The organism is Leisingera sp. S2M4, assembly GCF_055398055.1.
The window spans coordinates 207,578-222,027 of the sequence record NZ_AP040862.1 but is presented as its reverse complement, the minus strand read 5'-3'; the positions used below and the strand labels follow the sequence as shown (position 1 = coordinate 222,027).

General features: G+C 61.6%; 10 protein-coding genes. 7 read left to right on the top strand and 3 right to left on the bottom strand.

From position 1 onward, the window contains the following. Window positions 1-48: 48 nt before the first annotated feature. Genes ACZ52D_RS17355 through ACZ52D_RS17345 form a run of 3 tightly spaced genes read left to right on the top strand, consistent with a single transcriptional unit; the run spans window position 49 to window position 2,797 of the window. Entirely contained in the window at window positions 49-1,065 is a 1,017-nt protein-coding gene (locus tag ACZ52D_RS17355; protein ID WP_464443527.1) for a FecCD family ABC transporter permease, read from the top strand. Beyond that, window positions 1,062-2,018 carry a FecCD family ABC transporter permease gene (locus ACZ52D_RS17350; protein WP_464443526.1) on the top strand — a complete coding sequence of 319 codons (957 nt, stop codon included), beginning with the start codon at window positions 1,062-1,064 and terminating at the stop codon, window positions 2,016-2,018. The genes ACZ52D_RS17355 and ACZ52D_RS17350 overlap by 4 nt, the downstream gene beginning before the upstream one ends. Window positions 2,019-2,026: 8 nt before the next feature. Next, window positions 2,027-2,797 (top strand): ABC transporter ATP-binding protein, encoded by a 771-nt coding sequence (locus ACZ52D_RS17345; protein ID WP_464443525.1) that lies wholly within the window; start codon window positions 2,027-2,029, stop codon window positions 2,795-2,797. A gap of 75 nt (window positions 2,798-2,872) precedes the next feature. On the opposite strand, the gene ACZ52D_RS17340 is transcribed toward ACZ52D_RS17345, so the two are convergent. After that, window positions 2,873-4,867, bottom strand: a complete 1,995-nt coding sequence (locus tag ACZ52D_RS17340) for a TonB-dependent siderophore receptor (protein ID WP_464443524.1) — start codon at window positions 4,865-4,867, stop codon at window positions 2,873-2,875. A 724-nt stretch (window positions 4,868-5,591) separates the two neighbouring features. On the opposite strand from ACZ52D_RS17340, the gene ACZ52D_RS17335 reads away from it, so the two are divergent. Continuing rightward, entirely contained in the window at window positions 5,592-6,512 is a 921-nt protein-coding gene (locus ACZ52D_RS17335) for a LysR family transcriptional regulator (protein ID WP_464443523.1), read from the top strand. Window positions 6,513-7,145: 633 nt separating this feature from the next. Continuing rightward, window positions 7,146-8,924: an SLC13 family permease gene (locus ACZ52D_RS17330; protein WP_464443522.1), complete on the top strand. Its 1,779-nt coding sequence runs from the start codon at window positions 7,146-7,148 to the stop codon at window positions 8,922-8,924. Between the two features lie 3 nt (window positions 8,925-8,927). Here the strand turns inward: ACZ52D_RS17330 and ACZ52D_RS17325 are convergent, their stop codons facing one another. Next, on the bottom strand, window positions 8,928-9,902 hold the full coding sequence (locus ACZ52D_RS17325) for a calcium/sodium antiporter (RefSeq protein ID WP_464443521.1): 975 nt from the start codon (window positions 9,900-9,902) through the stop codon (window positions 8,928-8,930). 523 nt (window positions 9,903-10,425) lie between these two features. Between ACZ52D_RS17325 and ACZ52D_RS17320 the strand changes: the two genes are divergently transcribed. Then, window positions 10,426-11,226, top strand: coding sequence for an alpha/beta fold hydrolase (locus tag ACZ52D_RS17320; RefSeq protein WP_464443520.1), 801 nt, complete (start codon window positions 10,426-10,428; stop codon window positions 11,224-11,226). Between the two features lie 5 nt (window positions 11,227-11,231). After that, entirely contained in the window at window positions 11,232-12,560 is a 1,329-nt protein-coding gene (locus tag ACZ52D_RS17315; RefSeq protein WP_464443519.1) for a sensor histidine kinase, read from the top strand. 194 nt (window positions 12,561-12,754) lie between these two features. On the opposite strand, the gene ACZ52D_RS17310 is transcribed toward ACZ52D_RS17315, so the two are convergent. Further along, a complete protein-coding gene (locus tag ACZ52D_RS17310) occupies window positions 12,755-14,449 on the bottom strand; it encodes a BCCT family transporter (RefSeq protein ID WP_464443518.1) in 1,695 nt (564 codons plus the stop codon). Window position 14,450 lies beyond the last annotated feature (1 nt).

The window sequence follows — 14,450 nt, the reverse complement described above, 5'->3', positions numbered from 1 at the left end:
CCAGCGCATCGCCAGCAGAGTTCCGATTCCCAGCTTACGGCGATGTGCATGCGCTTGCGATCACTGCAACCTCTTGTGGTTTTCACCGCTCTGTCCGGCCTCAGTGCCGCAGCTTTTGCGGCGGCGCTGATGTTCGGCGCACGAGCTGTTCCGCCCGAAGCGACCTGGCAGGCGCTGATCGCCTTCGATCCGGCGGACCCGGCCCAAGGTATCATACGCGGGCTGCGGCTGCCGCGCGCGTTGACCGGGCTTGCCTGCGGTGCAGCACTCGCCACCGCTGGGGTGATCATGCAGTCACTGACACGGAACCCGCTGGCGGATCCTGGCCTGATGGGAGTGAATGCGGGGGCAGCGCTGGCCGTAGTGGCCGCCATCTGGATGTTCGGACCACAGGATATTGCCGCGCTGGCAGTCGCTGCTATGGCAGGCGCTGGGATCGCCGCCGCGGCGGTGTGGAAGCTCGCGGGCGGTCGGGAAATCTCGGCAAGCGGTGCGCTGTCTGTGCGTCTGCCACTGGCTGGCACTGCAATCAGCAGCCTCTGCCTCTCGCTGGTGGCCGCGGCGGTTCTGCTCAATACCGAAGCGCGTGAGCATTACCGCTTCTGGATGGTCGGCTCCTTGGGGCAGGCCAGTGCCGACAGCTTGCTCACCTTGCTGCCGGTGGCGGTGGCTGGCATTCTGCTTGGTCTGGCCTGCGCCCGTGGCCTTGATGCGCTCGCTCTGGGCAGTGATCTGGCTTCCGGGCTTGGCGCGCGGCCCGGTCTTATCGCCGGCGCGGCGCTGACCGCTGTTACCGTACTGTCCGGCACTGCGGTCGCGCTTGCCGGACCGCTGGGATTTGTTGGACTGATCATCCCGCACGCCGCGCGTGCTGTCGGCGGAACGCGGATAAGCCTTACTCTGCTTGCTGCCTTGCCGCTGGGTGCCTCGATGGTGCTGATCTGCGACACCATCGCCCGCGTTGCTGCGCGGCCATCAGAGATCGCCGTGGGCGCGGTGCTAGCCCTGATCGGCGGCCCCGCCTTCATGTTTCTGCTGTCCCGCGTGCTGGGGCCTGCCCGATGAGAGCGGCTGCGCTGTTCGTTGCTTTCCTTGCACTCACCAGTCTGTCGCTCGCCGCGGGGCGCAACTGGCTGACACCGGTTGCCTTGTGGCAGGGGCTGGCGGCAGGCCCCGCGGAGGACTTCCTGATCTGGGGGCTGCGTCTGCCGCGAGTGATCTGCGCGCTGACGGTCGGGGCGGGGCTAGGGCTGTCAGGCGCAGTGTTCCAGTCACTGTTGCGCAACCCATTGGCCTCCCCGGATGTCATCGGCATTACCCAGGGCGCCGCTTTCGGCGCGGTGGCCAGCCTGTTGGCGGGAGGGGCGGCAATGGCGGGCGCTTGGGGCGGAGGGCTGCTGGCCATGTGCATAATATTCGGCCTTTCACTCACACGGCAGCAAGGGATCGAGCCGCGGCGTCTGGTGCTGTACGGCATTGCCACCGGGATCACCGCTTCGGCCGGGCTGAATATTCTGATTACCCGAGCGGGCGATGCGGCTGCCGGTCAGGCGATGGCGTGGCTGGCCGGCTCGCTCAACGGGCGCGGCTGGTCGGATGCTGCAATCGCTTTTGCGCTGTTTCTGCCAATCGGGGTGGGATTGACAGCCGCGAGCCGGGTGCTGGACCGTATCGAACTTGGCGATGACCTTGCCCGGGCCCTGGGCACGCGGCTGGCGCTCTGGCGGCCGCTCCTGATCCTGGCTGCGGCATTTCTGGCGGCAGGCATGGTGGCCGTGGCCGGGCCTTTGGCATTTGTCGCCTTCGCCGCCGGACCAATAGTCCGCGGCCTGGGCAGGGGTGGGCCTAACCTGCCCGGAGCGGCACTTGCTGGGGCGATGCTGGTTCTGCTCGCCGACCTCGCGGCGCGGGTGCTGGCACCCTCGGCCTTTCTGCCCGCGGGTCTTTACACCGCTGTGCTAGGCGCGCCCTGGCTCATTTGGGTGGTGACCCGCCGCATCAGCCACGGACAGCTTTAGGAGATGATATGAGCGTTTCCATCGAGAATCTAAAAGTGTCACTTGGCGGCAGGTCAATTCTGAAAGGACTTTCGCTCGACTTGCCAGGCGGGGAGGTCAGTGGGCTGATCGGTCCCAACGGCTGTGGCAAAACCACCCTGCTGCGCAGCATCGCCGGGTTGCTGCCGCTGCAGGGCGGCAGCATCTCCTGGCGGCACCGTCAGGTTGCACAAATGAAAGCCGGAGAGCGCGCCCGGCAGATCGCCATCCTTCCCCAGTCCGCCCAGGCGCCCGAGGGTATGAAGGTGGCGGACCTTGTTGCCCGCGGCCGCAGCCCGCACCTGCGTCCGTTCCGCCCCATGTCCAGGGCCGACCGCGATGCGGTGCAGCGTGCATTGGCGGATGTCGGGTTGGAGCACCTTGGCGATAGGCCGGTTGCTGCCCTGTCTGGCGGACAGAGACAGCGGGCGTGGATTGCCATGGTGCTGGCGCAGGACACGCCGCTGGTGCTGCTGGATGAGCCAACCACCTTCCTTGATCTGCCGCATCAGGTGGACATTCTGCGGCTGGCGCGCAGGCTGAGCACGGAACACGGAAAAACTGTCGTGATGGTCCTGCACGATCTGAATTTCGCGGCCCGGTTCTGCGACCGTATCGCCGCCTTGAAAGAAGGCCAGCTCGTTGCTGAGGGCGCACCGGAGACAGTGCTGACGCAACAAACGATCGGGCAGATGTTTGGCATGACCTGTCGGATCCTGTCCGATCCACGACACAACACGCCTTTTATCCTGCCTGACTGACCTTGGCACCGCAATCACCACCGCAGTGCCAGCAAGCTTTGGCGGCGCAGAATAGCTCTGCGCCGCCCTCGTGCTTTAGAAGGTTTTTCCGACCGTGAGGGACACGCTGCGGCCGTCGCCCTTGGAGCAGCCATAGCTGTCATAGCAGATGCTATAGTAGTCACGGTCGAACAGGTTGGAGACACGAAGGTTCACCTCCATCTCTTCCCATTCGTAGCGCAGCGCCAGATCGGCAAGGGTATACGACGGCGTTACCCGATTGTTGGCCTGTGTGGCGAAGGCTTCGTCAACATACCGGAGGCCGCCGCCGACGCTGAGACCTGGCACAACGTCGGAAGCATCATAGTCCAGCCACAGCGACAGCTGATGCGGCGGTGCCATAGCATTGTCGTTACCGGTCAGACCGGGAACCAGAGATTTTGTGATATCTGTATCCAGATAGGTATAGCCGAATACGCCTTGCAGGTTGCCTGTCAGTTGGCCGCGGGCCTCCAGCTCCAGCCCGCGCGAACGGATTTCTCCGGCTTGGGTAAAGCTGCTCCAAGTCGGATCGTTGCGATCGTAGTCTTTCACGTTGGTTTTGCGCAGGTCGAAGATGGCGGCACTCAGCAGGTAGCTGCCGTGATCTGGCACATACCGCAGGCCCGCTTCCCATTGCTTGCTTTCCGACGGATCCAGCGGGGATCCGCTGATAGTATTGCCGAAGTTCTGGATAAAGCCCTCAGTATAGCTGAGATAGGGAGTCAGGCCATTGGCCATCTCATAGGTGATCCCAAGCATGCCAGTGGTGGCAGCATTTTTTTGGGACTGCGCGGTGGTGGCCTGCAGGTTGTCGATCTGGTTTTCAAACCAGCTGCGACGCAGGCCCGCGGTGATGGAAACACCGTTGGCGAACTTGAAGTGGTCCTGCAGGTAGATGCCCTTTTCGGTGTATTCTTCCCTTTTATGGTCGGCCAGCGGCGGGTAGGTGACATCGAAATCGAACACCGGATTGGCAAAGCCGACGGAATAAGCGCCATAGGCCAGGTACTGCCGGTACTCTGTTGAGCGGCGCTGGTAATCTACGCCTAAGATCAGGCTGTTGCTGCTTGTATTCCACTCCAGGGAGTTGTCAAAACCGATGTTATAGGCCTCTTCGGTATTCACCTGTGCAGTATAGGCCATGTCCCCGGTCGTGAAATCCGTCGAAGCCAGATACAGGTGCCTGTAATCGATCTTTTCGCGGGCATAGCGTGCCTTCTGGTTGAAGGTAAGGCCATTGCCGAAGCGGTGCGAGAATTCCCAACCGAAGGAGCCACTGTCGCTTTTGTAGGAGTTGAACGGGGACTGGCGCTTGTAAAAATCGTCCGGCAGGCTGCCAAGCGCGGCGTCATATTCCACTCCGGCCTGCGGTACCCATTGCAGTGGCGTACGCTCGTCTTGTTGCAGATGCATCAGGACGGTCAGGCTGGTATCATCCGTCGGCGCCCAGGTCAGGCTGCCTGCCAGCAGGTTGCGGTCGTTGTGGGAGTTGTCCAGCGCGGTCTCGCCGTTCCGCACCAGCGCCGTCAACCGCCCGGATAAGGTGCCCTGCGCATTCAGAACGCGGGAGACGTCCACGCCCGCTTCGGCAGTGCCAAAGCTGCCGTAGCCGACATAGGCCGAACCTTCGTTGGCAAAGCTGGGGCGTTTGGTCACCATATTGACCATCCCACCCGCATCATTGGAGCCGTAAAGCACCCCGGCGGGGCCGCGCAGCACGTCGATCCGTTCCAGCATATACGGGTCGATCTTGAAGCTCGCAAAACCGTGCGATTTGTTCGGCAAGCCGTCGCGGTAGAGCGCTGCGGTTCCCATGTCGAAGCCGCGGATCGAGAATTGGTCATAGCGGTCGTCAGAACCCCAAGTCGACGGGTTGATACCGGGGGTGAACTTGATGGCATCCTCAACCTGCGTTGGGTTGCGCCTTTCCAGCTCGGTTGACGTGACCACGGAAACCGATTGCGGCACTTCGCTCAGCGGCACGCCGGATTTGATGCCGGTTTCCGTTGCCGGCGCCTGGTAGCCCTCGACGGCGCCTGCATACTGCAATTTGTCGCGAACAATAATCGGGGCCAATTCAATTGATTGCTCGTCTGCGCTCGCTGAAACGGCTGCGAGGGAGCAGGCACCCAGAACCGTGCCGCACAGCAAACTACGGCGGGAACGCTGCCGGAGTGGGGCCGGCGCAAATTTGATAGTCATCACTGTATCCCAGACTGTGAACCGCGCTTCCGGCGCGGTTTCGGTTGATCACTGCAGCCCGCATGGACGTGCGGCTGTTCACCTGGGAAACGCCTGGGTTGTGGCAAAATACACAGCGATCAACGGCTGTCAATCACGGCAGCCTGGTCAAAATGCGGCTCCTCTGCGCGGGTCTTTCAACCAGTCAACGTCAGTCAACAATTGCCCTGCATGGGACTGGTAAATAGTGCCAAAATGGGGCGTGGCTCAGGCTGGTCGGCCCCGACTGAACGCAAGTCGGCTAGCGAGATTTGTGCATTGTTCAATTTCGGCGCGATCAGGCGACCGGCCGACCATGGGCATCAATAAATCGCGCCAGAGGGAAACGCGCTACAGGGGCTGCCGTGTGGACGGGCAGCTGACCTTTCCGGGGTGGGACATGGTTGGCTTCCTGCCCGTCAGACATGGTGGTGCATGGCTTTTTCACCTGCCATTTTCGAGGGGTGATTATGTCGTCTCGCAGAACTATCTATTGATTTCACTGAATAAGTAGACGATTCAAGAAGGTATAATTCGGATTTTGAGTATAAACATGGACACGGATGCGCTTCGCTTGTTTGTGCTTGCGGCGGAAAAACTGAACATCAGCGCCGCCGGGCGGCAGCTGGGCCTTGCTCCCGCGGTGGCCGGGGCGCGGCTGGCCAAGTTGGAAAACACGTTGGGGGCGGATTTGCTGCATCGCAGTACCCGGAAGGTGTCGCTGTCCCTGGAGGGTGCCGAGTTCCTGCCCTATGCGCGTGAGATCTTGGCGCAGGAGGACGCTGCACGGGCCGCGCTGGGGCAGGGCAAAACGCGCCCAAGCGGTGTCCTGCGTTTCACCGCGCCGAGCACCTTTGCCCAGCTTTATGTTGCGCCATTGCTGCCGGATTTCCTCCAGGAGTTCCCGGAGATGACGCTGGACCTGCGCCTGTCGGACAGCATCTTTGACCTGATCGAAGGCAGTTTCGATCTGGCCATACGCAATTCACCGTTGGCAGACACCAGTCTCAAAGGGCGCAAACTGGCTGATGACCGGCGGGTGCTGTGCGCCTCGCCGGACTATCTCGCCCGGAACGGCACGCCTGCACATCCAGATGATCTGACCGGGCATCAACTGATCGCGTTCAAGCACCAATCCGCACGCCCCCTGACAGGGCCGGACGGAGCCGCAGGAGAATTCGATCCGCGTCGGTCCCGAAGTCGGCTGATCCTCGACGACGGGCTGACCCAGAAACTTGCAACTGTGGCGGGGGCGGGAATTTCGATCAACTCGCTGTGGAGCGTGCACCAGGACCTGCAGTCCGGTACGCTGGTGCAGGTGCTGCCGGGTTATGAGGTCGCTGACAAATCCGTGCTTTGGCTGGTCTATCCCAAGGCCAACGTGCTGTCGCCAAAGGTGCGAGCCTTCATGGATTTCCTGATCGAGCGGATTGGCAAGGCGCCAGCCTGGGAGACGCCTGCCGACGCGGCTTGAAGTGAAGAGGGGCCGTCGCGAGGCGCGATTTGTCCGGGCGGGCGTCTGGTCAAGCTTCTGGCCATGCCCATCTTGCGACGGATCTTGTTGAACGGCTGCAATCAGTTTCCAGCGGTAGACTTCGAGCGGAAAGGCGGCGTCGCGGACCACAGGTACACGAAGGTTGATGTTTATGGTGGCGATTACCCTTCCATGCCACGCGGGATATTCCGCATGTTGATAAGTGTTGCGGGCGCGATGATTAACAGTGGCGTCACCGTCAGGACTGCTGGTCGACATTACGTGACTATCCTGCAGCAGCGCTCTTGGGTCTTACGAGCTCAGGGCATCGCAGCGAGACACGGCTATCGTGAACAAGACCCGCTTAGCGTGCTAACGAAGGGGGCGCGGACCTTACTGCGAATTCAAACGGGTGGTGATCGTGCCACCCATTCAATTCGCAAAACTCATGCGGTTGATAAAGCAGGGACAAGACTGGCCGCATTGGGAATGGAAAAAGCCTATTCTCGGACGCTTTGTTCGGTGGCATAGTCAGCCGTCACAGATGGGGGCAGCAGCCACGAAAACCTGCGCGCCATCTGGGCCTTGCCGTCGTCGTCCCGCATCGCGGGGCGTTTCTTCCAGGTGTAGTCAATGCTTCTCGATCTCGGTTCCCATCAGCCTCAGGCCGCACTTCTTCTGGTGGCGGGTGTTTTCGCCTTGTTCTTGACCGAGCGTTTCGCAGCCGAGGTCACCGCACTTGGCGGTGTAGCGGTAGCGTTGGTGCTCGGCCTTGCAACCACGGACGACGTCCTGAAGGCGCTGAGCAACTCCGCCCCGGCAACCATCGGCGCGATGTTCGTGCTGAGCGCCGCGTTGGTGCGGACCGGAGTGCTTGAAGCTGTTGCAGAGATACTTGGACGAGGCATGTTGCTGCGCCCGAAGCGAACGATTGTCCTTTTCTTCGCCCTTGCGGCTGTCGCTTCTGCGTTCATGAACAATACACCAGTCCTGATGATCCTGATCCCGGTGGTCTTTGGCATTGCTCGCCAGCTTGGGGCCAGCGCTTCACGCTACCTCATGCCGCTGAGTTTTGTCGTCATCATGGGCGGCACATGCACCTTGATCGGCACATCGACCAATATCCTGGTGGACGGGGTCGCCCGCGACCTCGATCTCGCTCCATTCACGCTGTTCGAAATTGCCCCGCTCGGTCTTGCGCTGGCGCTCGTGGGCAGCTGCTATCTCGCGCTCGCTGCTCCGCGTCTATTGCCGGAGCGGACGGCAACCGCCAAGATGCATGCCCCGCATAGCAGCCGGTCCTGGCGCGTCGAACTTTTCGTGCCTGCGGCTTCGCCCTTGATCGGCCGCAAGACCAGCGATGTTGCCGATTTCAAGCGCAGCACCACGCGGTTGGTAGATCTCATCCGGGACGATATCTCGCTGCGACACGACTTGCAGAACGCGGTTCTGCGAGCGGGTGACCGGGTCATAGTTCATGCGTCAGACAGCGAAGTGGTCGGGTTTCGTGAAAAAGGTGCTCGGGGGCTTGTCATCCCGGGGTTGGAATCTGCGACTGCCCAGCGTCATCAGGTCATTGAGGTCCTGGTGAAAGACCGCAAGGGAAGCTTCGCAGAGCTCGGTTGGCGGCGTAGCCACGGGGTCTACCCGATTGCTTTGCATCGGAGGGGCAGCGCGCTGGACCTGCGTGATGAAAGCTTGCATTTGCAGCCCGGCGACACGGTGCTCCTTGATGGGCGGGAAGAGGACATTGCCCGCCTCGCTCGGGAAGAGGATCTGATCCTTCTCGCGCCGCTCCAGGCGCGCGCGTTTCGGCGCAGCAAGGCACCGATCGCGCTGGCGGTTCTGACACTGGTGGTGCTGGGGGCGGCGCTCAATCTTGCGCCAATCCTGCCGCTGACGATCATCGGCGCGGCGGTCGTCCTGCTGACCCGCTGCGTCGAGCCGGACGAGGGTATCGGCGCCATAGACGGTCGCCTGCTTCTGCTGATCGTCTGCATGCTGGTGCTGGGAACAGCGATGGAGCGCAGCGGTGCCATGGCCCTGATCGTCGACGGGCTGTCAGGGCCGCTGACACAGCTGAGCCCCGTCCTCGCGCTGGCGCTGATCTACGCGGCAACTTCGGTGCTGACCGAGGTGGTTACCAACAATGCGGTGGCGGTGATCATGACCCCGATCGCCGTCGGCGTCGCCGGTGCGCTGGGGCTCGACCCCCGCGCCTTTGTCGTGGTTGTGATGTTCGGTGCCAGTGCCAGCTTTGCCACCCCCATTGGCTACCAGACCAACACGATGGTCTACAACGCCGGCGGCTACCGCTTCGGCGACTTCCTGCGGCTGGGCCTGCCGATGAACATCCTGGCCGGGCTGGTGACGGTCCTGCTTGCGCCGGTGATCTGGCCGTTGCAGCCCTGAAGGTCATGGCCAGAGCAGCCAGAGATAACCGCCGTAACCCGCCAGCAGCACCAGTCCCTCCCGGCGGCTGACCCGGCGCCCGGTTGCGGCAAAGAAAACCAAAACGGCACTGACCCCGACCATCAGTGGCGCATCGAGCCTAACGATCTCGTCAGGCACCGCGCCCGGCGCGATTAGCGCTGTCGTGCCGCCGATGCCGAGGATGTTGTAGATGTTGGACCCGACGATATTGCCGAATGCCACATCGCCCTGACGCCGCACCGCCGCGATCACCGAGGTCACCAGCTCCGGCAGGGAGGTGCCGACCGCGACGATGGTCAGCCCGATCACCGTCTCGCCGATGCCGCTGGCGCGGGCCAGCGCCACCGCCCCGCTGACCAGCAGCGCGCCGCCAAGCACCACCAGCGCGAGCCCGGCAAGGGCGAGCAGCAACGGCAGGAAAAGTGTTTGGCGCGGCGAAGGGCGGCCAAGGCCGGGGTCGGCCTGCAGCAAGGCGGCGCTTTTGTCATGGATCGCCCCCTGTACGCCGATGGCACGCTCCTGCCGAATGATAATGGCGATATAGGCGGCCAGGGCAATGGCGAACACCGCACCGAGAAGGCGGCCCATGGGCAGCAGGGCGGACAGCACGGCGAAGATCAGGGCCACGCCAAGCATCAGGGCGGCGTCGCGCCGCAGCGCGGCTTCGGCAACGATGACCGGGCAGATCAGCGCCGAAACGCCCCCGATCAACAGGATGTTCGCGATGTTGGAGCCGACGATATTGCCATAGGCGATGCCCGGCGATCCGGCGAGACCGGCCTGCACTGATGTTACCAGTTCCGGCATCGAGGTTCCGAACCCGACAAGCGTCAGCCCGATGACCAGCGGCGACACGCCCAGCCGCTCCGCAGCCTGCACCGCTCCACGCACCAGCAGCTCGCCGCCAACCACCAGCAGGAAAAAACCGCCGATCAGGAGCCCCAAAGTCTCGGTCATGTCATACTCCGACGCTGTTCGATCAGCGTATAGCCGTGCAAGTGGCGACCCGGATGATGGTCTTCAAGCCGCCGGCAATGCGCGGGTGGTGAAAGTTTAACGCACCTGGCAGATTTCTATGGACGCGGGTCCCGTCTGCCAGGTCAATCGAGGTTTCAAGGGGTGAGTAAGCATCTCGTTGCAAAGCTCGGCCAGATGCAGAGACCTGTTAGGTTGCGGTGATTGCATCTCAATGGTCGCCGCTGACTGTTGTAGTGCGACTAGTTCCTGCCGCTTATGGGGGGCCGTGATTTCGACGGGGAGTGCAATGCGAAGGATACCAAGGCAAAAGACCGCAAAGTCTCTCGGGCTCTTATATTACGCGAAAGGTATCGCAAGAACGGGAGTTTAGGCTAGATTTATCCTATGGATTATGAAAACTCGGCTAAAGCCTCGGATCTCGCTCTGGCACATCGCGCTGAGTACTTGGAATATTCGGCGCTGGTCGCAAAGGCGCTCTGAACTCACACAGGGGACTTTGGGCATGATTGCGCGTAACAAGGTTGTCACGACCGGTGTGGCCGATAGTCGGCCCCTTGTTTTCATTCACGGCTTTGGTTGTGATCAGTCCATGTGGCGGCAGGTCGTGCCGAGTCTCGCCGACGACTTCCGCATTGTGACCTACGATCTGACGGGCATGGGGCAGTCGGATCTTTCCGCCTACGACCCTGAACGCTACGCCGACCTTCAGGCGCATGCCCAGGACCTGCTGGACATCATCGATGAACTCGGGCTGGTACAGCCGGTGGTGGTCGGACATTCCATTGGTGCCACCATTGCGCTGCTGGCGGCCAACCAGGAGCCGCAAAAGCTGTCCCGGCTCGTTCTGGTTTCTCCGACGCCATGTTTCTTGAACGATGACGCACACGGATATCACGGCGGTTTTTCACAAGAAGATCTTGAGGAACTCATCTCGTTTCTGGACGAGAACCATCTGGGGTGGTCCGCCCAGATGGCACCGATGATCGCTGGTCAGCCGGCCGGTGCTCCGGCGGCTGACGAACTCACCAAGGGTTTCTGCCGCACCGACCCCGCCATTGCGCAGCATTTCGGTCGTGTAACGTTCTTCGCGGATGAACGTTCGGCATTTGAAAAGGCAGCCTGCCCGTCCCTTATCCTGCATTGTGACGATGATGCCCTGGTGCCGATGCAGGTCGCGGAGTGGATGCGCGACCGAACGCCGGGCGCGACCCTGAAAGTGCTGAAGGCCACCGGTCACTGTCCGCATATGACCGTGCCGTCCGACGTGGTCGCGGCAATCCGCGATTATCTCGAAGCCATTTAAGCGCCATGTACGACAAAGAGGAGCTTCGCTCAGCTTTTGCGGAACTTTTGGAGGATGCGCCATGCGGGATCGTCGTGACTGACCCGGATGGACGGCTGCAATATGTCAACGAGACACTGTCGCGGTGGTTGAACCTGCCGGCCAATGGGGAAGAGCGTCCGCAACGTTTGCCTGAACTCATGACAGGCCCCGGGAAACTGTACTACGAGACACATCTGGCGCCGATGATGAGGTTGCAGGGGTTCGCCCGCGAGATTTCCTGTTCAATGAAGGTGCGGAACGGTTCCAACCTGCCCGTGCTGCTTAGCGGGGTGGCGCGACAGGATTCCGAAGGAAACCCTGTCCGCTTTGACTACACAATTTTCGACGCCCGCGAACGCCGCCTGTACGAGGATCAATTGCGGGCGGCGCGGCGCGAGGCAGATGAGCTTGCGGCCATCGTCCGAACCTCGCCGAATGGCATCCTTCGTGTCGAGGAGGATGGTGTTATCCTGCGCTGGAACGCCGGCGCAGAGCGGCTTTTGGGGCGGAGCTTCGAGGCTGTTCAGGGGCTCCGCGTTCAGGATGAGATCCGGTTCGAGGAGGACCCGGACTGGTTTCCGAGGGCCGTCGAAACCTGCAAAAGCGCGCCGGAAGCCGTGTTCGAGACCGTCGACGGCAAGGGTCAGCACTTTGAGATCACCGTGGTGCCGATCCGGGAGCACGAGGTCGGACCGAAAAGAAATTTCTCGATTGTTCTGCGTGACATATCGGCCCGCAAGAAGGCCGAACTACGTCTGAAGGTCGCGATGAACGAAATGAAGCACCGCATCAAAAACACCCTTGCTGTGGTCGCGGGTATGGCTAAGCAAACCCTTCCGGCAGAATTCCGTGCAAGCTTCATCGGTCGGCTTCAGGCCATGTCCAAGGCACATGATATCCTCACAAGTGAGGATCATAAATCTGCGGACCTCATGGAGCTGCTCACGCTGACCGCGGATGAGGCCGGGGGGGCACAACGTTTTCGCATCAAGGGTATCACCGCGATGCTCCCATCCGAGCAGGTGACAAGCCTGTCGATGGCCCTGCACGAGCTGACGACCAACGCTCTCAAATATGGCGCGCTGTCTGAGCCTGAAGGCTATGTCGAGGTGACCTGCGAAAAGATTGAAGACACGGGAGATTTGCTGCGGCTGGTCTGGCAGGAATGCAAAGGCCCTCCCGTCGTCACGCCAACGCGCAGAGGCTTCGGAAGCAAGATGATCGACACGATCCTGAAGTTTGATCTCGGCGGGGAGGTGGAGGTTGACTACCGATCCGAAGGGCTTCGATGCGTTATTACGTTCCGCGTCTGAGATTGGCACCTGTGCGCCTGAGTGAGGGATGTGGATTGCGCGGGAGGAGAACATCGCCGCGCTCTGCCGTCGACACCCCGGTCGGGTCTGGAACCGCGGTCAAAGGCTGTGTCGTCGTGTGTTGACCCGGGAAGAGACGCGTTTCGCCGGGCCTGCCAGACCCGGCGAAGTTAGTCCCAGATAGATGACGGGACTTAGGCGGTCATGTCCTGAGTCATGTGAGTGCCATCGGGGGTCGGGGTCGGCTCGACGACCATCGGTGACGCCGTCGGGTCGTCGCGCAGCGATTTACAGAGCCCCCAGACCATCGCGATGATCAGGAAGGAAATCGGAAACGCGGTCGCAATCAGCGCCGTCTGCAGGGCACTCAGCCCGCCCGACATCAACAACGCGATGGCGGTTGCGCCGATCCCGGCTCCCCAGATAACGCGGAACTTGTTCGGCGGGTTTTCGTCGCCCATCGACAGCATCGTGGTGATCACCAGCGTGCCGGAATCCGCCGAGGTCACGAACCAGCTGACCAGCAGCACCGTCGCCAGCAAGGACAGGGGCCACGCGGTCCAGCTCATGTCGCCCATCCAGGAGGTCTGGCCGATATTGGCGATGGTCCCGTACAGCGCCCCGGGCAGTTCCCAGTTGCGGACGGTGGCAATGATGCCTGCGCCGCCTTCCGCCGTCGGGCCGCCTGCCATGTGCATCTCCTGCCAGATCGCGGTGCCGCCGAAGATGCACAGCCAGAAGAATACCGCCGCCGTGGGCACGCACAGCACCCCGACCATGAACTCACGGATGGTCCGGCCATAGGAAATACGGGCAATGAAAATGCCGACCAAAGGTGCCCAGGCGATCCACCAGCCCCAGTAAAAGATGGTCCAGCCACCCTGCCAGGCGACATTTGCCTCTTCGGTTGCAGTCCAGAAGCCCATCGGAATGAAATTCCACAGGTAGTCCCCGACCGAGGTGATGAAGAACGCCAGCAGCCATTTCGCTGGTCCCAGCACCACAAAGGCCAGCAGCAGCGCGATCGACAACCAGATGTTCCATTCGGAGATAAACCGGATGCCACGCGCCACGCCGGACACGGTCGAGGCGGTGGCAATGACCGACACGATCACGATCAGCACGATCTTCAGGGTCAGCGTCACCTCCAGACCGAACAACACGTTCAGCCCGGTGGCGATCTGGGTCGACCCCAGCCCCAGCGAGGTCGCAATGCCGAAGACGGAACCGAACACCGCCAGCAGATCCACCAGGTGCCCCCAGGGGCCATAGATCCGCTCGCCAAGGATCGGATACAGGGTCGAGCGCATGGTCAGTGGCAGCTTCTTGCGGAACCCGAAATAGGCCAGGCACAGCCCGACCAGCACGTAGAGCGCCCAGCCATGGAAGCCCCAGTGGAAAAAGGCCACCCGCATCGCGTCCCGGGCGCGCAGTATGTCCATTTCGGTGTGGCCCGCCATATCGGCATGCGGGTTGTTCGGGTAGCCGAAAGCACCGGAGTTGTCGAAATAGAAGATCGGCTCAGCCACGCCGAAGAACAGAATGCCGACCCCGATCCCGGCCGAAAACAGCATCGCGAACCAGCTGAAATTACCGAATTCTGGGCGCGAGTCGTCCTCGCCCAGCCGCAACTTGCCGAACTTTGAGGCCATCAGCCAGAAACAGAAGAACATGACGCCAATCAGCAGCGAAATATAGTACCAGCTGAACCAGTCTTCGATCCAGGCGCGGACCGTTTTGTACAGGTCGGCCGCCAGATCGACATTCAAGACCGTAAAAATCACAAAAAAGACGATCATCGCTTTGGATGCCGTCCCCATCCCCGGATGCAGCCCGGCAAAGAAGCCGGACTTCGCCACCAGGCGGCTGTTGGGGTTGCTTTCAGACATT

Excerpts from the sequence above, each read along its gene's own strand:
- ACZ52D_RS17355 (WP_464443527.1), top strand. The coding sequence starts at position 49 with ATGCGCTTGCGATCACTGCAACCTCTTGTGGTTTTCACCGCTCTGTCC.
- ACZ52D_RS17350 (WP_464443526.1), top strand. The coding sequence starts at position 1,062 with ATGAGAGCGGCTGCGCTGTTCGTTGCTTTCCTTGCACTCACCAGTCTG.
- ACZ52D_RS17345 (WP_464443525.1), top strand. The coding sequence starts at position 2,027 with ATGAGCGTTTCCATCGAGAATCTAAAAGTGTCACTTGGCGGCAGGTCA.
- ACZ52D_RS17335 (WP_464443523.1), top strand. The coding sequence starts at position 5,592 with ATGGACACGGATGCGCTTCGCTTGTTTGTGCTTGCGGCGGAAAAACTG.
- ACZ52D_RS17330 (WP_464443522.1), top strand. The coding sequence starts at position 7,146 with ATGCTTCTCGATCTCGGTTCCCATCAGCCTCAGGCCGCACTTCTTCTG.
- ACZ52D_RS17325 (WP_464443521.1), bottom strand. The coding sequence starts at position 9,902 with ATGACCGAGACTTTGGGGCTCCTGATCGGCGGTTTTTTCCTGCTGGTG.
- ACZ52D_RS17320 (WP_464443520.1), top strand. The coding sequence starts at position 10,426 with ATGATTGCGCGTAACAAGGTTGTCACGACCGGTGTGGCCGATAGTCGG.
- ACZ52D_RS17315 (WP_464443519.1), top strand. The coding sequence starts at position 11,232 with ATGTACGACAAAGAGGAGCTTCGCTCAGCTTTTGCGGAACTTTTGGAG.
- ACZ52D_RS17310 (WP_464443518.1), bottom strand. The coding sequence starts at position 14,449 with ATGTCTGAAAGCAACCCCAACAGCCGCCTGGTGGCGAAGTCCGGCTTC.